The sequence below is a fragment of the Thalassospira sp. HF15 genome (assembly GCF_011806525.1).
GTDB lineage: Bacteria > Pseudomonadota > Alphaproteobacteria > Rhodospirillales > Thalassospiraceae > Thalassospira.
This window is the reverse complement of record NZ_JAAVKI010000004.1, coordinates 360,638-378,652: the sequence shown is the minus strand read 5'-3', so window position 1 is coordinate 378,652 and position 18,015 is coordinate 360,638. Positions and strand designations below refer to the sequence as shown.

19 protein-coding genes are annotated in these 18,015 nt (G+C 55.0%); 12 read left to right on the top strand and 7 right to left on the bottom strand.

Features of this window, described 5'->3' with window-relative positions; translation table 11 throughout:
- Nucleotides 1-21 precede the first annotated feature (21 nt).
- Nucleotides 22-1,068 (bottom strand): D-TA family PLP-dependent enzyme, encoded by a 1,047-nt coding sequence (locus tag HED22_RS11195; RefSeq protein WP_167722125.1) that lies wholly within the window; start codon nucleotides 1,066-1,068, stop codon nucleotides 22-24.
- Between the two features lie 171 nt (nucleotides 1,069-1,239).
- On the opposite strand from HED22_RS11195, the gene HED22_RS11190 reads away from it, so the two are divergent.
- Genes HED22_RS11190 through HED22_RS11165 form a run of 6 tightly spaced genes read left to right on the top strand, consistent with a single transcriptional unit; the run spans nucleotide 1,240 to nucleotide 5,429 of the window.
- On the top strand, nucleotides 1,240-2,088 hold the full coding sequence (locus HED22_RS11190) for a transporter substrate-binding domain-containing protein (RefSeq protein WP_167722123.1): 849 nt from the start codon (nucleotides 1,240-1,242) through the stop codon (nucleotides 2,086-2,088).
- A 27-nt stretch (nucleotides 2,089-2,115) separates the two neighbouring features.
- Nucleotides 2,116-2,778, top strand: a complete 663-nt coding sequence (locus HED22_RS11185) for an amino acid ABC transporter permease (RefSeq protein ID WP_064790506.1) — start codon at nucleotides 2,116-2,118, stop codon at nucleotides 2,776-2,778.
- An 11-nt stretch (nucleotides 2,779-2,789) separates the two neighbouring features.
- Complete coding sequence (locus HED22_RS11180; RefSeq protein WP_167722121.1) at nucleotides 2,790-3,449, top strand: amino acid ABC transporter permease; 660 nt, start codon at nucleotides 2,790-2,792, stop codon at nucleotides 3,447-3,449.
- A gap of 10 nt (nucleotides 3,450-3,459) precedes the next feature.
- Nucleotides 3,460-4,224, top strand: a complete 765-nt coding sequence (locus HED22_RS11175) for an amino acid ABC transporter ATP-binding protein (RefSeq protein ID WP_167722120.1) — start codon at nucleotides 3,460-3,462, stop codon at nucleotides 4,222-4,224.
- An 18-nt stretch (nucleotides 4,225-4,242) separates the two neighbouring features.
- Entirely contained in the window at nucleotides 4,243-4,629 is a 387-nt protein-coding gene (locus HED22_RS11170; RefSeq protein ID WP_175581201.1) for a RidA family protein, read from the top strand.
- A 41-nt stretch (nucleotides 4,630-4,670) separates the two neighbouring features.
- Nucleotides 4,671-5,429: an IclR family transcriptional regulator gene (locus HED22_RS11165; RefSeq protein WP_167722118.1), complete on the top strand. Its 759-nt coding sequence runs from the start codon at nucleotides 4,671-4,673 to the stop codon at nucleotides 5,427-5,429.
- A 450-nt stretch (nucleotides 5,430-5,879) separates the two neighbouring features.
- Here the strand turns inward: HED22_RS11165 and HED22_RS11160 are convergent, their stop codons facing one another.
- The 4 genes from HED22_RS11160 to HED22_RS11145 all read right to left on the bottom strand — a co-directional run bounded on the left by HED22_RS11160 (nucleotide 5,880) and on the right by HED22_RS11145 (nucleotide 11,057).
- Nucleotides 5,880-7,019, bottom strand: a complete 1,140-nt coding sequence (locus HED22_RS11160) for a DUF1513 domain-containing protein (protein ID WP_167722115.1) — start codon at nucleotides 7,017-7,019, stop codon at nucleotides 5,880-5,882.
- Between the two features lie 29 nt (nucleotides 7,020-7,048).
- Nucleotides 7,049-8,176: an imelysin family protein gene (locus HED22_RS11155; RefSeq protein ID WP_167722113.1), complete on the bottom strand. Its 1,128-nt coding sequence runs from the start codon at nucleotides 8,174-8,176 to the stop codon at nucleotides 7,049-7,051.
- Between the two features lie 56 nt (nucleotides 8,177-8,232).
- The gene (locus tag HED22_RS11150; protein ID WP_167722111.1) at nucleotides 8,233-9,696 is read right to left on the bottom strand and encodes a di-heme oxidoredictase family protein; all 1,464 of its coding nucleotides are present in this window, start codon (nucleotides 9,694-9,696) and stop codon (nucleotides 8,233-8,235) included.
- A 92-nt stretch (nucleotides 9,697-9,788) separates the two neighbouring features.
- On the bottom strand, nucleotides 9,789-11,057 hold the full coding sequence (locus tag HED22_RS11145) for an imelysin family protein (protein ID WP_167722109.1): 1,269 nt from the start codon (nucleotides 11,055-11,057) through the stop codon (nucleotides 9,789-9,791).
- Nucleotides 11,058-11,398: 341 nt separating this feature from the next.
- Here HED22_RS11145 and HED22_RS11140 point away from each other — a divergent pair, with 341 nt between their 5' ends.
- Complete coding sequence (locus HED22_RS11140) at nucleotides 11,399-12,100, top strand: cytochrome b/b6 domain-containing protein (RefSeq protein WP_167722107.1); 702 nt, start codon at nucleotides 11,399-11,401, stop codon at nucleotides 12,098-12,100.
- A gap of 134 nt (nucleotides 12,101-12,234) precedes the next feature.
- On the opposite strand, the gene HED22_RS11135 is transcribed toward HED22_RS11140, so the two are convergent.
- The gene (locus HED22_RS11135; protein WP_167722105.1) at nucleotides 12,235-12,699 is read right to left on the bottom strand and encodes a cytochrome c; all 465 of its coding nucleotides are present in this window, start codon (nucleotides 12,697-12,699) and stop codon (nucleotides 12,235-12,237) included.
- 201 nt (nucleotides 12,700-12,900) lie between these two features.
- Here HED22_RS11135 and HED22_RS11130 point away from each other — a divergent pair, with 201 nt between their 5' ends.
- The 4 genes from HED22_RS11130 to HED22_RS11115 all read left to right on the top strand — a co-directional run bounded on the left by HED22_RS11130 (nucleotide 12,901) and on the right by HED22_RS11115 (nucleotide 16,720).
- Complete coding sequence (locus tag HED22_RS11130) at nucleotides 12,901-14,439, top strand: NAD-dependent succinate-semialdehyde dehydrogenase (RefSeq protein WP_175581200.1); 1,539 nt, start codon at nucleotides 12,901-12,903, stop codon at nucleotides 14,437-14,439.
- A gap of 533 nt (nucleotides 14,440-14,972) precedes the next feature.
- Nucleotides 14,973-15,134 (top strand): RSP_7527 family protein, encoded by a 162-nt coding sequence (locus HED22_RS11125; RefSeq protein WP_167722103.1) that lies wholly within the window; start codon nucleotides 14,973-14,975, stop codon nucleotides 15,132-15,134.
- Between the two features lie 164 nt (nucleotides 15,135-15,298).
- On the top strand, nucleotides 15,299-16,087 hold the full coding sequence (locus tag HED22_RS11120) for an alpha/beta fold hydrolase (RefSeq protein ID WP_167722101.1): 789 nt from the start codon (nucleotides 15,299-15,301) through the stop codon (nucleotides 16,085-16,087).
- 15 nt (nucleotides 16,088-16,102) lie between these two features.
- Nucleotides 16,103-16,720, top strand: a complete 618-nt coding sequence (locus tag HED22_RS11115) for an NUDIX domain-containing protein (RefSeq protein ID WP_167722099.1) — start codon at nucleotides 16,103-16,105, stop codon at nucleotides 16,718-16,720.
- 6 nt (nucleotides 16,721-16,726) lie between these two features.
- Here HED22_RS11115 and HED22_RS11110 read toward each other — a convergent pair whose 3' ends face one another.
- A complete protein-coding gene (locus HED22_RS11110) occupies nucleotides 16,727-17,452 on the bottom strand; it encodes an SDR family oxidoreductase (RefSeq protein ID WP_167722097.1) in 726 nt (241 codons plus the stop codon).
- Nucleotides 17,453-17,576: 124 nt separating this feature from the next.
- On the opposite strand from HED22_RS11110, the gene HED22_RS11105 reads away from it, so the two are divergent.
- Nucleotides 17,577-17,960: a hypothetical protein gene (locus HED22_RS11105; RefSeq protein WP_167722095.1), complete on the top strand. Its 384-nt coding sequence runs from the start codon at nucleotides 17,577-17,579 to the stop codon at nucleotides 17,958-17,960.
- Nucleotides 17,961-18,015: the final 55 nt, after the last annotated feature.

Genomic DNA, 18,015 nt, shown 5'->3' with positions numbered 1-18,015 from the left:
CACAAAACTCCTTGATGCGGTTTAACGCAGCATGCCGCGTGCGGCGACGGTCATTTCCGTCATCTCGCCGTTCGCATCCTTAACCCACACAGTCGGAAACAGGTTCGACACGACACAGATGTGATTGGGGATAATCGAAATAACGTCACCAACTGCCGGGTCCCAATCGCTGTCGCCAAGCTCGATAATACCATGCTCTTCAGACAGGCCGACGATGGATGTATCGGGGGCCTCGCGAACCATGCCAAAGCCCTCCAAGCCCAAAAGGTCGGAGCTCAGCGCCTTGGAGCCTGCATCAATGATGGCGCGTGTTTTGGTCGGGCGGGACACGACGGTGGTTTTGACAACCGCCGCACAGTTTTCAACACCGCATGCGCCACGCGCGATCAGGGAACGGTCATTATAAATGTATGTTCCCGCGCGGTGTTCGGTTGCGTGGTTAAAGGCGTTTAACGAGTCCAGATTTGGCGTGCCACCGGTCGAGACAACCGGGCATGACAGTCCTGCCTTCTCGATACCGTCCTTGGCGTCACTCAGCCATTTATCAACGTTATCAGCATGATCCATTGGCGGGTAGGTCATCAGCCCGCCAAATTGCAATCCGGGCAGCTCGTTGATTTTTGATGCCAGTTCGGTCGCATCCGCCGGGCTTTGCACGCCGCAGCGTCCTGCTCCGGTGTCGCATTCGACAAAAACGGTTAATGGCGCGTCTTCCTTGGCAAAGCGTGCCGATAGGCCCTTGGCAACGGTCAGATTGTCACAGGTGACCGCAAGGCTGCATTTGCGCGCAAGGGCCGCCAGGCGATCAAGTTTGGCATCACCGATGACATTGTAGGTCAGCAATATGTCGCGGAGTCCCCCTTCAACCATCACTTCGGCCTCACCAATTTTTTGGCAGGTGATGCCGATTGCGCCGGCTGCAATCTGTCGTTTGGCAAAAAACGGCAGCTTGTGCGTTTTGATATGCGGGCGTGTCTTGAGGCCTGCCGCATCGGCAAGGTTTTGGAAACGCGCAATGTTTTCATCAACGACGGGGAGGTCAATCACAAGGCAGGGCGTATCAAGCATGCTGGTTCCTGATTGGTTTTGGGGTGACGTCTCAGCTTTTTGCAAAACGAAATTGACATATCTTGAACGCCGCTGCTAGGGTAAATCCGAAATAACGGCATATGTTCCGTTATAGCGGAATAAAAATAAACGATCCAAGAATGTGTGGCTCATTTGAAACTGGAGACAAAAATGGCTTTTCTTAAAAAACTGGCAGTCGCGGCTGTCATGACCGCAACGGCTGCGTCGGCGGTTGGTTCTGCATCCGCAGACGAAACCAGCAAACTTCAGCAGGTCCTTGATCGCGGTTATCTGATCCTTGGCACCGGCTCGACCAATCCGCCGTGGCACTTTGTGGATTCAGACAACAAGCTGAAGGGCTTTGACGTTGATATGGGCCGTCTTGTTGCCAAGGCGCTGTTTGGCGATCCCGACAAGATCGAATATGTCCAGCAGTCCGGCGATGCGCGCATCCCGAACCTTGTCACCGACAAGGTCGACATGACCTGCCAGTTCATGACGGTCACTGCCGAACGTGCCCAGCAGATCGAATTCACCATTCCCTACTATCGCGAAGGTGTTGGCCTGCTGTTGATGGCAAATGGCGATTACGCTGATTATGATGCGCTTAAAGCTGCCGGTGATGACATCACCGTTGCGGTTCTGCAGAACGTCTATGCCGAAGAAATGGTGCATGCGGCCCTGCCGGATGCGGATGTTGATCAGTATGACAGTGTTGATCTGATGTATCAGGCGCTGAATTCCGGCCGTGCAGAAGCAGCGGCAACTGACCAGTCTGCACTTCGCTGGTTCATGGTTCAGAACCCGGATCGTTACAAGGACGCCGGTTATGCCTGGAACCCGCAAAGCTACTCTTGCGGTGTAAAACCGGGCGATCAGCGTTGGTTGAACTTCGTCAATACCGTTCTGCATGAAGGCATGACCGGTGTTGAATTCCCGTTCTATGCTGAAAGCTTCAAAACCTGGTTTGGTGAAGATCTCGACACCCCGAAAATCGGCTTCCCTGTCGAGTACAAGTAATCAACGCAAGCATCCGGGAACTCCGTTGTGAATTACGATTTCAACTTTGACGTCATCTGGCGTAACTGGGATCTCCTCGCAGAGGGACTTGGACTGGGGCTGTTCTTGGCCATTGTCTCGATTGCGATTGGATGCGGGATCGGTCTTCTTGCGGCGTTCGGGATGCTTTCGCGTCATAGAACCTTGCGCTGGATCGCGGTGGCGTATGTCTCCGCGATCCGCAATACCCCGATCCTTGTTCTGATCCTGTTTTGCTATTTCGCCCTGCCGCAACTGGGCATCGCGCTCGATAAAATCTCGTCCTTTATCTTTACGCTTTCGATTTATGCCGGGGCGTATCTGGCCGAGGTTTTCCGATCCGGTCTGATGGCACTGCCCAAGGGGTTGCGCGAAGCCGGGCTTGCGATTGGTCTGACAGAATTCAAGATCAAGACAAACATCATCATTCCGGTGATGTTTCGAAATGTTCTGCCGTCACTTTCAAACAACTTCATTTCGCTGTTCAAGGACACGTCCCTTGCCGCGGCCATCGCCGTGCCGGAACTGACCTTTTATGCGCGCAAGATCAATGTCGAAAGCTTCCGTGTGATTGAAACATGGATGGTCGCGTCAATGATTTATGTGGTTGCCTGTTATGTGATTGCTGCTCTGCTGCGCCGTCTTGAACTGCGCCTTGCAGTTCCGCGCTAAAGGGGTATCAGATGAATTTCTCTCTTTTCCTGACAGAACTGTGGAACGCCCGCCTGAGCCTGCTTTCAGGGTTGGGTAATACAATTCTGATTTCTGCGGCATCGGTGGTTCTGGGCTCGGTCCTTGGCGTCTTTATCGGTCTTGCCATGACCTATGGGGCGAAGTGGCTGCGCTTTATCGTTCGGTTATATATCGACTTCCTGCGCGGAACCCCGGTCTTTGTCCTGATTTTGGCCTGCTTCTATATTCTGTCGGTTGTCGGACTTGACCTGACGGCATTTCAGGCCGGTGTTTTGGCACTGACGCTGTTTTGTTCGTCGCATGTCGGCGAAATCGTCCGCGGTGCCTTGATCGCCATTCCGGCAGGCCAGACCGAAGCCGCCAAATCCGTTGGCCTGACATTCGGACAGACCTTTGTCTATGTGCTGTTGCCCCAGGCATTGCGCCAGATATTGCCAACCTGGGTCAATACCGCGACCGAGATCGTCAAGGCATCGACCCTTTTGTCGATCATTGGTGTGGTGGAGCTTCTGCTTGCGACCCAGCAGGTGATTTCGCGCACATATCTCAGCCTTGAGTTCTATCTCTTTGCGGGCTTTGTCTATTTCCTTTTGAACTTCGTGATCGAGCAGGCTGGCCGTGCCGTCGAACGCCGCATCTCGATCCCATAAAGAGGCAATCATGTCCCCAATTTTGACTATTTCCGGCCTTCACAAAAGCTTTGGCAAGGTCGAAGTCCTCAAGGGCATTGACCTGACGATGAAGCAGGGCGATGTGGTGTCGCTGATCGGATCTTCCGGCTCTGGCAAGACGACACTTTTGCGTTGTGTAAACCTGCTTGAAGATTTTGAGCAGGGCTCGATCGAACTGGCAGGTCAGTCCATCGGTTACAAACAGGACGGCGGCCAACGTCGCCGCCTGTCAGAACGTGAAATTGCCCGCCAGCGCGCCATGACCGGCATGGCATTTCAGCAGTTCAACCTTTTCCCGCATATGACGGCCATTCGCAACGTCATGCTTGGTCTGATCAAGACCAAGAAAATGGGCAAGGACGAAGCACGTGCCATTGCCGAAAAATGGCTTGATCGTGTTGGGATGGGGCAGCGTCGCGATCATTATCCGGGGCAGCTTTCCGGTGGTCAGCAACAGCGCGTGGCAATTGCACGCGCCATCGCGATGAACCCGCAAATCATGCTGTTTGACGAAGTGACCTCCGCACTTGATCCCGAACTGGTGTCCGAAGTGCTGGCCGTGGTCCGTGATCTCGCGACTGAGGGCATGACCATGTTGCTTGTGACCCACGAAATGCGGTTTGCGCGTGATGTTTCAACCAAGGTCGTTTTCATGCACCAGGGGCGTATTCACGAAGAAGGCGCCCCCGAAGAAATTTTCGGTGCGCCGAAAACCGAACGTTTGCAGGGTTTCCTTGCAAAGTCTGAATTTTAAGAACCAGGAGATATTTTTATGAGTATTAAAAGACACGGCGTTGGCGAAGGTAAGGGCAACGGTCAAAAGGCACTGCCATTTGCCAAGGCCACCGAAGCCGACGGCTGGCTTTATGTGTCCGGACAAACCCCGATGCGCGATGGCGAAGTTGTCGGCAACGGCATCGTCGAACAGTCCCGTATCGCGATTGATAACATGCTCAAGATCGTTGAAGATGCCGGTTACACCGCAGCCGATATCATGCGCATTGGCGTATGGCTTGATGATGCCCGTGATTTCTGGTCCTTCAACGGCGTGTTCGAGGAATATTTCGGTGAAAATCCGCCGGCACGTGCCTGTGTTCAGTCTTCAATGGTTGTTGACTGCAAAGTAGAGGTCGACTGCATTGCCTTTCGTAAGGCATAACAGTCTGCAACTATTACGGTAAGGCGTTAAATGAGGGGTTTATGACAGAACAGCAGATACGCAAGCGTGCGCGCGGCATTGATCGGGCGTTTGATATTCTTGACCATCTGCGTGATGTCAAAACCTCTCAGCGTCCTGCCGAGATCGCCCAGGCCCTGGGCGCGCCAACCTCGACGGTTTATGACCTGATCGGCACCTTGGTTGATCATGGAATGCTTGAAGTCACCGATGCCCATGGCTCGGTCTTTTTGGGACGGCGGGTTTATTTCCTTGGGCTTGCCTATCGGGACTATTTCGATCTGACCCGACAGGCGGCCGGGATGCTTGATGAAATCACCGCAAGCACCAAGGAAACGTCGCAGTTCTGTATGCTCGATGGCAATAAATACACCGTTGCCCTGCAGCGTGAAGGCAGCCGCCCGTTTCGTATTTCTGCCGATGTTGGCGAACGCACCGCCATTCCATGGACGGCATCCGGGCGCTTGTTACTTGGGCATCTTAGTGATCAGGAAATCCGCGATCTGATCCCGGCCGAGGACTTTATCCTGCCCGATGGTCGTCAAATGGATTTTGACGCCTATATCGCCGAAATCCGTCGTGCGCATGACGAACGCTTTTTTTCGTTCGACAGCATTGTTGATACCTTCACGCATTGCTTTGCCGCACCGGTCTATGATCAAAGCGGGATCTGTTCAGCGACACTGTGTATCGTCGCCCCAAAGGACGATGCCCGGAAAAACTATGACCTGTATAAGAACGTGCTGCAGAGCGCGGGCGACAAGCTTTCCAAAACCGCCTGAACCGACACAACATCGGTTTTAGAAACACATCACCCGGATCAGCCATCCGGGTGTTTTTGCATGTGGTCTAGGGGGAGTGTTGGCACCGAAAAGAGAAAGCGGCGGTTATCGTTTCCCGCATCAATAACCACCGCTTTTCCACCTTGAGAGGCCTATGGGGAGAGAGGACCCATAGGTCTGAGAGACAAGCCGCTTGGGGACAAGTGCGAATGGGTTGCATTCGCGGGCTGTGTCGAGACCCGTTATAGGGGAAGGGAAAACAACACGCAAGTGAAAATCGTTCTCATTTGCGAAAAACTTTTGGTTGATGCATGGCTAATGCAAATATCCCGACCAAACAGTTGGTTGATCGGGCTGGGTATGCCCGGATTTCTGCGATTTTCAGCCGTCAGAAAGAACAAAGCCCGCAGCGTTTGTGCGGGTTTTGTGTAATGTCGATTGTGGACGGGATCAGGCGATGATGCGCCGCAAATGGTTGTCCCAATGCTGCGATTTCAAAGAATCGTCGGGCAGTTCGACGCGCTTGCGACGAATCGCATCCATGCGCCAACCATTGCCGAGGCCACTGGTGCCGACAAATTCACCCGCCCGATCCGTTGCCGCAAGGCCGCAGCCATCCGGGGCGGCGATATGCGTCAGGAAGTCTTGTGTGTTCGCATCCCAGAAGGTCACAAGCCCGCCACGCGGACAGGAAATGCCAAACACCTGGCCGGATGCATCAAAGCGCACCGACCCGCAATATTGCCGCATACGGTATTGGACCGTGTCGGGGGCTTCAATTGGGCGGATGTCCGATCCTGGTTGCCACAGACCGACAAGCGGCACCTGATCGGTCAAATCGCCCTGATACTGGAACCCTGCGGCAATCGTGCCATTGGCGGCAACATCAAGATGGCGGATCGAAAGTTTGTGCCAGTCATGTTTAAGGGCGGCTTGATGCACAAGCTTGCCGGTGCGGCGATCAATGATCGACAGGTTCGGTTCCATCGAACTGATATTAAGTGGCGTGCGCCCGTCCTGATCGGGATGGGTGTGCAAGCCGCCATTGGCAATCACCAGATGGTCGCCACCCGGCATCAGATGCAATTCATGCGGGCCGGTGCCAAAACTGTCAAATTCCGCCACCCGGCGATAGCCATCCTCGGCATCCCAGACCGAAACCACCCCGCGGGCATGATCAAAATCGTTTTCGGTGATGTACAGGTATCGACCATCATTGGAATAAATCGCATGGCCGTAAAACCGTCGGTCTTCCGGGCAATGCAATTTGGCGCGGACATCGCCGGTATGTCGATCCAGGATCAGGCCATAAAGCCCCGGGCGGCGTTCAACTGCCGCCACGTCAACATGATTGGGACGCAGGCCAATGTCATGACCGCGTCCAGGCAGGGGCTGTTCAAACAGGATTTTGCCCGATGCGTTAAACGCACTGACATAATATGTGCCATCATCCCCGGCGCTGGCAGAGATATAAACCGCGCGGTCTTCGGGGCTTGGCGTCGTCCCCGCACGTGCAAGGCCAACCGGCAACAGGGTTACTGCACCGCCAACGCCCAGCAGTTTCAGGAATGTGCGACGTTGATATTCCATCTTTGATCTCCGTCCGGAAAGTCTTTTGCTTAATCGCCATCCAGCGCGTTAAAGCCGCCACCAAGCTGGGTGTTGCCGCCAACATCGTTCTCAACCAGCATCGTCAGGAAGTCGATCTGACCCTTAAAATCTGAAAGTGTCGCATAGCCATCGGACTGTTCGAGCACCTCTGCGACAGAAGGCGGAAGTTCCGCAAACGTGTCTTCAACGGTCTGCCAGTTCAGCCGGAAGGAACGATCCAGCAGGCTGTTATCAATCAAGTCCGCCAGGCCTTTGCCTTCTTCGCCAACCTCGCCCCATTTGCCGTCATAAATGGCAAACAGGCCAATCAGATTATGTTCGATATTGCGAAGGGAACGTTCTGCAAGTGGGCTTTCCGCACGGCCTGCACGGGCATCCTCGGCGCTATCGCCAAGCGGACGGGCAAGCTTCTGACTTGAGATGATCAAAAGACCTTCATGCAGGGCACGATAAAGGTCCGTCGCAGCAAACTTGGCGGTGGGATAATCCATGCTGTCCGGCCCGGCATTTTCCATCGCGGTGGCAAATGCGGGCCATTCGTCCTGTAATTCGCCCGACAGGGTGCCAAGGTTGGTGGCAATTGCCGTTCCGTACTGACAGAGAAATACACCATCTTCATCGGCGGCAATCATCTGATCGCCGTGATCACCAGCAAACAAAACTTCCTCAAGCGCCGGGAATCCCTGAAGCGCGGCACTGGCACCCGATAGCTTTTCGGGGTCTGTATAGGCAGAAGGCTTGTCAAACATAAGTTTGCGGAACTGCCGTGCCGCTGTGCCATGTTTGTCCGGCCAGTATTCGATATGCTGATCACGGCCATTGGCGACCAACGGTCCCATACGCCAGGGCTGGATTTCCTGCCAGATATCCATCGCTGCATGAAAGGCACTTTGCGTGTCTTCTAGTCCGCCCGCATCTGGATCATTGCAGAAATCCTTGAACTCGGCCGTCAGTTCCTTGGTCGCATCATGGAACTCGTCGAGTTTTGGCGGCATGACCGTGCCCAGCAAATGGGCCAGAACCGGTTGATAGTCCGTATCGGGGATGTCGGCTTGGGCCGCAGGGCTGATCAGACCAAAAGCAAGAACCGTTGTGGTCGAAAGCAACAAGGTGCGCCTGCTGAATGTGAAGAGCATATGACTTATCCCGATATTCACTTGGTTGGGTGTGCGGTTCTGCAACATATAGCGCGTCACAATGACTTTAGAAATGTCAGCAATTGACTGCGCTCTGATGGTGGCAGCTTTGTGACCGCGTCGCGGGCATTTTCGGCTTCGCCACCATGCCAAAGGATTGCTTCAAGAAGGGTTCTGGCCCGCCCGTCATGCAGGAAGCTGGCGCGCGGATCAATCTCTTGCGCGTGGCCAATCCCCCAAAGTGGCGGGGTGCGCCATTCGCGCCCGGATGCCTGTGCTTCGGGGCGGTGATCGGCAAGACCCTCGCCCATGTCATGCAGTAACAAGTCACTATAAGGCCAGATCACCTGTCCCGATTGTTCGGGCAGGTCAGCGCGTTCGGGCAATTCATAGCGCGGCGTATGGCAGGATGCGCAACCAATCGCCCCAAAGATCGCTTCGCCCGCGACGACGTCCGCATCATTGGCGTTGGGGCGTGCTGGCGGGGCAATGTTGCGCGCGTAATAAAGCACCAAATCCGTCATGACCGAATGGACTTCAAGGCCTTCGAATTCCGGGTCATTGCCATCAGGCGCTTTGAGGCAGGCCGTTTGTGCATCGGTGCAATCCCCGCTGCCATTCGGGTAAAGCGAGGTTGAAAGGCCGATATCGAACTGAAATGCATTCTGGTTTTGCTGATCAAGGCTCGGCATGCCAGCCTTCCAGCCAAAGCGGCCAATGGCCATGTCCCCCTTGGCAATATCCCAGACCTGATTAAGCCGCCCGGAAATGCCATCGCCGTCTGCGTCCTGCGGATCACTGGCGGCAATCAGGGTGCTTTCGGGGATCGCTTCCAGCAGGCCGAGCCCGATCATCGGCGGGGCAAGCCGCGGGGAGACCATGATATCGGCGTGCAACGGCCCATAGGCCACATCGGTCATCTCGTAGGTAGGGTTGCGAAGGGTGACGGTTTCACCCCCGGCAAGGAAGACGTCCGTCGTTTCATAAGTCACCTTCACCCGGCCCTCGGCCTCGATCCCCGGAATTGAGAAATCCTGAAACTGCCCGCCATAGACCGGATCGGGAATGGTTGCCAGTTTGCCATCCAGATGATCGCGAAGCTGTTCGGGCGTTTGCGGCGGGATCGACAGGCGCAGCAACATCGATGTTGCCCCGGCCTCACGATCGTTTTCATCGATCGGGTGACCACGGCCATTACGGATGTGGCATCCGCTGCAGGCGCGTGAATTAAACAGCGGGCCAAGGCCATCTGCCGCCTTGGTGCGGGTTGGTGCGGTAACCCATAACCTTTGAAAAAGGGCTTCTCCCAGCTTGAAATCAAGCCGCTTTTCAAAGCTCATGTTGGCCGATTGATGGGTGAAGGCATTGCGTCCCTTCGCACCGATCCAGCTTGTTTCGCCGCCGGGCAAGGCCGCGTCACCTATGGCTTCGGCACTGACGGTGACGGGCGCAAAGGCAAGGCCGATGGCCGCCATCCAGAACGGGGCAGAGAACAGAGAAATGCGTGCGGGACGGTTCATGGAAGTCTTCTAATTCGGGGTCAAAGCAAAACGGCGGGAGACATCATCCCCCGCCGTTCACTCTCATTCAGGCAGGTGCCTGATGATCAGGATTAGTTCACGGCAGCCGGATTGTCGAGGCTGTCAGAACCTTCGAACTCGATGCCGTCGATGCCGACAGCAGCAATGATCTGTTCGATCGATTTGGTCTGATCAACAAGCGCATCAACAAAGTTCTGAACGACGGCATTGCCATCATCGTTGCCCATGCCGATCAGCTGGTCAAAGGCTTCGCCGCCCTGTGCGCGGGTAACCATGACCTTGCCGGCAACAACCGATGCCGCCAGTTTGGCACGCAGTTCGGTATCCAGTGCTGCGTCATTGGCCGCAACCAGATCGGAAAGCGACGGGCCTTCAACAACCGAACCGTCAACACGGGTGTAACGGCCAAGGTAAACGTTCTGGATGCCCAGCGCGTCATAGTAGTGGCTGTTGTGGGTGTTGTCCGAGAAGCAGTCATGCTCTTCTTCCGGATCATGCAGCAGCAGGCCAAGCTTGGTGCGCTCGCCGCCAAGTTCACCATAAGAAAGCGAACCCATGCCGGTCACAATCGCGGTCAGGCCCGGAACGCCGTCACCTTCAAGAACGGTTTCGCGGGCTTCGCCGCCATCGGCCCACTGCGCGGTCATCCATTCCAGATCGGACACCATCAGATCCGCCGCTGCCTGAAGGTACTCGCCGCGACGGTCACAGTTGTCATTGGTGCAGGCATCGCCAGATGCATAGTCGGTCCATTTGCGTTCGCCGGCGCCGGCATCGGTCCCATGCAGGTCCTGACCCCAAAGCAGGAATTCAATCGCGTGGTAGCCGGTCGCAACGTTTGCTTCGACATCATCGATTTCATGCAGGCTTTCAAGCAGGTCCGCATCGATGGTCGAGGCATCAACGGTTTCGCCTGAAATGGTCAGGGTCGGGTTGGCAATCACGTTGGCGGTGTAAGCCGGGTTTTCTTCGCTTTCTTCGCCATAAAGCCCGGTTTCGACATAGTCGATCAGGCCTTCATCGAGCGGCCAGGCATTTACCTTGCCTTCCCAGTCATCAACAATCGCGTTTCCGAAACGATAGACTTCGGTCTGCTGATACGGAACGCGCGACGCCAGCCATGCCGATTTTGCCGCATCAAAGGTGGAGGCTGACGGGTTGGCAACCAGTGCATCAATTGCCGCCTGCAGTTCTTTGGCGGTGATCAGTGAATCTTCGTAACCGGCATGCGCGATATCGGCATATGTGGTCAGCACGTCTTTGGCGGCCGGTGCGGCATATGCCTGCGCGCCAAGGGTAGAGACCAGCGCGGCCGTACCCAGAATCTTTGCGATCTTCATAGGAGTTCCCATCTATCCCTGAATGGTGAGCCAAGGGCAAAAGCCCCGTCGATCAAGGCGAAAATCCGGTACGCCCAAAGATATTGAACGCGCACATGAATTGTGACCCTGATCACTGTGCTGCTGCTAGTTGATACTGCTTGTGAGAATGATTTTCAATTAAAGAATTGCGAATTTGCGAAGTTTTACGTTTTCGCAATGTGATGACCACCGATGGGAGATAGCCTGTATCGAACATGTTCGACCGGGAAAATTGATCTGTTTTTAAGCTTCTTGGTCGACAGTACGGTATGGCGTTTCCCATAATGTGAAACCACTGATCGTGCAAAGTGAGGGGCCCGATGAGCAACGCGATGTCAGAAGAAAAGAAAGTCAAACTCTGGGATTTTCCGGTGCGCCTTTTTCACTGGGCCCTTGTCATTGCCATCGTTACCGCATGGTGGACCAATCGGCAGGTGATGATCGATATTCATGCCATTGCCGGATATAGCGTGCTGACCCTTGTGCTGTTTCGCATCATCTGGGGCTTTGTCGGCAGCTCAAACGCCCGTTTTGCCGATTTCCTGACCGGCCCCAAGCGCGTGGTTGGCTACATGTTGAAAATCCCCAAGGGTTCGATGTCTGACCTGACCTATGCCGGGCACAACCCGGCGGGGGGCTGGATGGTTGCAGTGCTGATTTTTCTGGTCGGGCTGCAGGCTGTATCGGGCCTGTTTGCCAGCGAGGATACCTTCCTGTTCTTTGACGGCCCGCTTGTTGCCTATGTCAGTTCCGATTTTGCTGGCACCATGAACTGGATCCACCACACCAATATCAATCTGATCTATGCGGCTGTCGGCCTGCATGTGTTTGCCGCCGTGTTTTATCTGGTTGTCAAACGCGAGAACCTGATCCGTGCGATGGTGACTGGCACCCGCCAGATACCAGCCGAACTGGCAGGGCGCTTTGCAAGCATTCGCTTTGCTTCACCAATCCTCGGGATTGCGATCCTGATTGTCTGTGCGCTTTTGGTCTGGGGCGGGGTAACGTTGGCGCGCGGATAATTTCGGGTTTTCAAATCCTCGGCCCACAACCGACAAAAACAAAGGCCAACGCCCGACAAGGGGACGCTGGCCTTTTTTTGCGTAACAGCCCAATGATCGGGCGAGGCGCCCGCACAGGGTGGCAAATTCAAATGTTACTTGGTGCGGTATTCGTCATGGCAAGCTTTGCAGTTCTTGCCAAGATTGCCCATCGCTGCCCCCATGGCACCCTTGTCACCAACAGCATCGGCAAGGGCAAGGGCGGCGGTCTCCAATTCCGGGAAGCGGCCAGCGAAATCATCCCAATTGGCCCAGATGTCGGCACTTGACGTTGTCTTCACAGATGCATCCGGAGTCTGGGGTTCAAATGCCGCCGGGGCAGCGCCCGCAGCAAAGGCAATACCCTTTGCCAGATTGGCCAAAACCGGATCCGGGAGGTTGCACTCGCCCTTCATATAGCAGCCAAGTGTTCCCATAGCGCCGCCAATGCCATCCATCAGCATCTTGCGGTTTTCAACCGCCGCATTGTCAGACGCTTCATCAGCCTGTGCCACCATCGGGTACATGGCACCTGAAAGCATGATCGTGCCGAGCAGTCCGGCAAAAACGAGTTTCTTCATCGTGGGTTCTCTCTCCAAAACGCGTTGAAAGTGACTCTCTGGGCGCAGCGCATAGTGTTATTTTGTTATATTGAGATGTAAGCATGTTATTGCCATCAACCCGCCGCACAGCTTAGTGTCCCAGCAACGCCCCCGAAACAGTAATCACAAGCGCGTGATCACGATTTTTTTTCGTTACTGCGTGCCAAGGAACGTTCGCCCATGCCTGCTGCCACCCGGAATACCCCATCAGCCGCACAATCTGCCCCGGACCCGCAGACGAATGACGCCCTTGTCCATGAGGGCCGCGCACGTGCGCGGGCTGTCATACGGGACTGGAACCTTAAATACGCATATATCAATGGTGTCTGGCGGTCTGCCGACAGCCGTGAAACTCTTGATGTTGTCGATCCGGCGAAGGGGGATGTGATTGGGGCGGTGCCATTTATGCGCACATCCGAGGCACGTCAGGCGATTGATGCTGCCCACGGCGCCTTTCCGGCTTGGTCGGGCATGCTTGCACGCGAACGGGCAGATATTCTGCGCCGTTGGCGCAATCTGCTGGAAGCCCATCAGGAAGAGCTCGCGGCCCTGATTACGCTTGAGCAGGGCAAGCCACTTGATCAGGCGCTGCGTGAAGTCGTCGGTGCGATTGCCTATGCCGAATGGTATAGCGAAGAGGCCAAGCGCGCCTATGGCCAGACCATGCCCGCAACCCAGCGTGATCGCCGTGTTGTGGTCCAAAAGCACCCCGTGGGCGTCGTGGCCGCCATCACGCCGTGGAACTTTCCGCTGACAATGGTGGTGCGCAAATGTGCACCGGCGCTGGCGGCAGGCTGTACCGTCATTGTCAAACCGGCTGAGGACACCCCGCTTTCCGCATTGGCTGCGGCCAAACTGGCCGAAGAGGCCGGTTTCCCGGCCGGTGTCTTTAATGTCGTTACCGGTTTGCCGCATCCGATTGGCGAGGCCCTGACAGGTGATGGCCGCGTGCGCATGTTGTCCTTCACCGGTTCAACCTCCGTCGGCAAACGGTTGATGGAACAGTGTGCACCGACAATGAAAAAGCTCTCGCTTGAGCTTGGCGGCAACGCGCCGTTTATTGTCATGGACGATGCTGATCTTGATGCCGCAGTTGCCGGGGCGATGATTTCAAAGTTCCGCAACAGTGGTCAGACCTGTGTGTGTGCCAACCGCATTTTCGTGCAGGACGGGCTTTATGACGCCTTTGTCGAAAAGTTCGTTGCGGCCTGCAAGGCGCAGACAATCGGGAATGGTTTCGTGCCTGGCACGGAGTTGGGGCCATTGATCAATCGCCAGGCGGTGGCCAAGGTCGAACGCCTTGTCGCGGATGCCCAAAAGCGTGGCGCAAACCTGATCTATGGTGCCACGTTGCCGGAAGAAGGCTTTTTCACGCGCCCACTGGTCATGACAGATGTGCCCCATGATGCAGATTGCTTTGACGAGGAGCTGTTTGCCCCGGTTGCGCCGATCTATCGGTTCAGCACCGAGGATGAGGTGATCGAGCTTGCCAACCGTGTGAACACCGGACTGTCTTCTTACATCTACAGCCGCGATGTCGGGCGCATTCAGCGTCTGGCGGACCGGCTCGAAACCGGTGTGGTCGGCATCAATGATGGTACCACCAGTCATGAAGGCGCGCCGTTTGGCGGGGTCAAGGAAAGTGGTCAGGGCCGTGAAGGCGGCCACTGGGGGCTTGAGGAATATCTTGAGCCTAAATACCTCAATTATGCGCTTTAAGCTCAGGTATTTGCCAAACGACAGGACAGCTTAATGCCGACATGTTCATCGTGAAAACCAAAGATCGGTAAACGGCAATATCCACACAGGATATTGCCGTTTTCTTCTTTCGGCGAAGCTATGCAAAATTGTTTGACCGGATTCCGGAAAAAACTTTCTGGACTTGACCGTGTTTGGCGAAAAAACACGCTGCATCAAATATTTTTCCATGATCATTTTTCTGGCAGACAGTTGAAAAAATGCTCCTGATGAAACGGGGGTAAAGGCGTTCGACCCCTTTGATCGTGCCGGATACGGCTAGTACGGTTCGAAAATATCAAGCAAATCCGCCAGTTTATTTGTCATGAGACAAGCATGCGAATTGTGCATGATGAAAATATGACGTCACCGGAAATAGCTATGCGTTGATTGCATGCTTGGGCTGAGAAAACTCTTCTCGTAGAAGCCCAAGAACAGGCGTACACCAGCTTTAACGAAACACATAGCGAAACCCCGGCGAGAATAACGCTGGATGCTTTTATGAGGAAACGGACATGAAAATGTATCGTGATTATGGTCTGGTTGCCCTGCAGCGCGAAGCTGAACACCTCCGTGCACAGGCCATGCGCAACATGCTTGTCGCACTGGTTCGCAAAGTTGGTGCCCTGTTTGGCGCCCACAACAAACCACACGGTGGTGTTGCTGCTGGCGCATAATTGCGCTGCCAACCACACCCTGCGACCGTTAAATCGGTACGCTTAAAAACGCCCCCACATCTCGTTGTTGTGGGGGTGTTTTTGTTTGCGCACTTCACCTTCGCAGTTTGCACCGCTATTAAGGGGGACCGACCCCCGTTTGAATTGCGCAGAAGTTGGTCCTTATGAAGCTTGCCCATTACGCCTTTGGCGAAGAAAACCGCGACAACGGCACCATCGTGATTGTCCATGGCCTGTTTGGTCAGGCCCGCAACTGGACGGCGATTGCGCGCCGACTGGCCGAAAAGTATCATGTTGTCACTGCTGATTTGCGCAATCACGGACGGTCCGATTGGGACGCGGAAATGACCTATCTCGCCATGGCGGCGGATTTGGCCGAACTGATCGGTGATGTTTCCGATAAGCCTGTGCATCTGGTCGGTCATTCCATGGGGGGCAAGGCATCCATGGTGCTGGCACTTTCTGCCAATGCCGGGTTGGTTGCCGATCTTGTGGTGGTGGATATCGCCCCGGTTTCCTATGACCATGATTACAGTGATTACATTGAAGCGATGCGCGCGGTTGATTTTTCCAATATTTCGCGCCGCTCCGAAGTCGAAGATGCCCTGGCATCCGGGGTTTCGGAAAAAGGCGTTCGCCAGTTCCTTGCCCAGAATGTTACGACCGACAAGGAAAGTGGCGCGATGTCCTGGCAGGTCAATATCGATGCCATGGCCGATCATCTCGATGATATCATCGGCTGGCCACAAGAAGGGCTTGCCGATCAGTATGATGGGGATGTGCTGTTTATTTCGGGTGCCAACTCGCACTATGTCGATCCCAAGGACCGCGATCATATCAAGGCGTTGTTTCCCAAGGCGGCCTTTACCAGCATCAAGGGCGCTGGTCACTGGGTGCATGCCGAAAAACCCGACGCAGTCCTTTTGACGCTGTCTGCGTTCCTGAAACGCTAATCTGGTAACGCCATTATGTCCGATCTTCCCAAAGGCTGGTCGATCCCCAAGCAGGATCACGTAAGGGTGCAGGACATCGATTGTCTATCCGATAACTGGTATCGCCTTTATCGTGTCGGTTTTGACCTGAGGCGCACGGATGGCGCATGGCAAAATCAAACCCGCGAAGCTTATGATCGCGGCAATGGTGCCGGCGTGTTGCTTTATAATCTGGCTGATCGCAACGTGATCCTGACCAGGCAGTTTCGGATGCCAAGCTTTGTGAATGGCAATGAAGACGGCATGTTGATCGAAGTACCCGCAGGTGTGCTTGATGATCGGGATCCGATGTCAGCGGTAATTGCCGAGGTGGAGGAAGAAACGGGCTACAAGATTGGAAAGCCCGTGCAGGTCTTTGATCTGTTCATGAGCCCGGGTTCCGTCACCGAACGCCTTCATCTCTTCGTGGCGGAAGTTACACGTGCTCATCGCGCGGGCGAGGGCGGCGGCCTGCATCATGAAGGCGAGGATATTGATGTTCTCGAAATCCCGTTTGATGACATCTTGCCAATGATCAGCGACGGTCGCATTCGCGATGCCAAGACGGTCATTCTGTTGCAGCACGCGCTTCTGACCGGACTGTTTGGCAAATAGGGTCTGCTACCAGGGCAGCGCTTTGCCGTCATAGGCATAAAAACCGCCTGAGTTCTCAGCTGTCAGGTGATCAAGAACCGCGAGCATATTGGATGTGGCTTCTTCGGGGCTTTGAACCCGAAGGCCGGATTTGGCAAACGGGCCAGACAGGCCGGTATCCACCGTACCCGGATGCAGGGCAACACAGACGGCATCACGCTTGTTGCGCCCGATTTCAATCGCACTACATTTCACCAGTTGATTAAGGGCTGCCTTGGCCGCGCGGTAGCCATACCAGCCACCCATGCGATTATCACCGATGCTGCCAACCTTGGCAGATAAAGTGGCAAAGACCGATTTGCCAGATCGCGGTAACAATGGGCAGAAATGCTTCATCAACAAGGCCGGCCCGATTGCATTGATGTGAAACTGTTTGGCCATGTAGTCCGGGTCAATCTGGCGCAGGGATTTTTCAGGCTGAAACGCCTCATCATGCAGGTAGCCGGTCGCATCAATGATCAGGCGTACTTCACCGCCCAGCGTTTTGATGAAATCGGCACATTCCGCAATTGAGTCTGGGCGATCAAAATCAAGCGCCGGGCTGGTTGAACGTGAAAGGGCAATTACCCCGGCAAAACGACCGCTTGCCCGAAGGTGCGTGACAAAGGCCTGCCCGATCCCGCCGGTCGCACCGCACACCACCGCAAGGCCATCTTGGGCGAAGCTATCGAATGCTAACGGTGTGGTGGTCATGCTGTACGGCCCGGTTCTGTGATGGATATTTTGGGTACGGCTTCGGGGGTTGGTCGGTTCACATGTGCTTGGGGCGGTACGTCGTCGAACGCTATTTCCTTCACAAGCATAAAGGATATCGAAAATGGCGTTTGCTTATAGCGAGGCCCAGGACGATCAGGCCGTTGCCGAACGGCAATGGGCGAAGGCCGATAAGGTTATGTTCACAAAGTTTACATCCTGTATCGGCCTGATGGGGATCAAGGGTAGTCAGGTTATCGGCGTGCATTTGCCGCTGCGCGATGGCCAGAATGCGGTAACCAATGGTGATGTCGATGCGGCGATTGCCTTGCTGGATGGCGCGGCAAACCCGGTGATCATTGGGGCCATCAGTGCATGGAAGGCCAGTGCGTCGGATGTGTTTGATCATCTTGTTGCCAACCTTAAGCCGGTCAAACAATACGCTTTGGGCGATGGGACCTATGGCGGCTCGGTCAATAATGGCCATGTGCAGCCGGAATATGTTTGATCACAAGCAGATGTGAGCACGGAAAAAAGCCGCCTGCTTTGAAACAGGCGGCTTT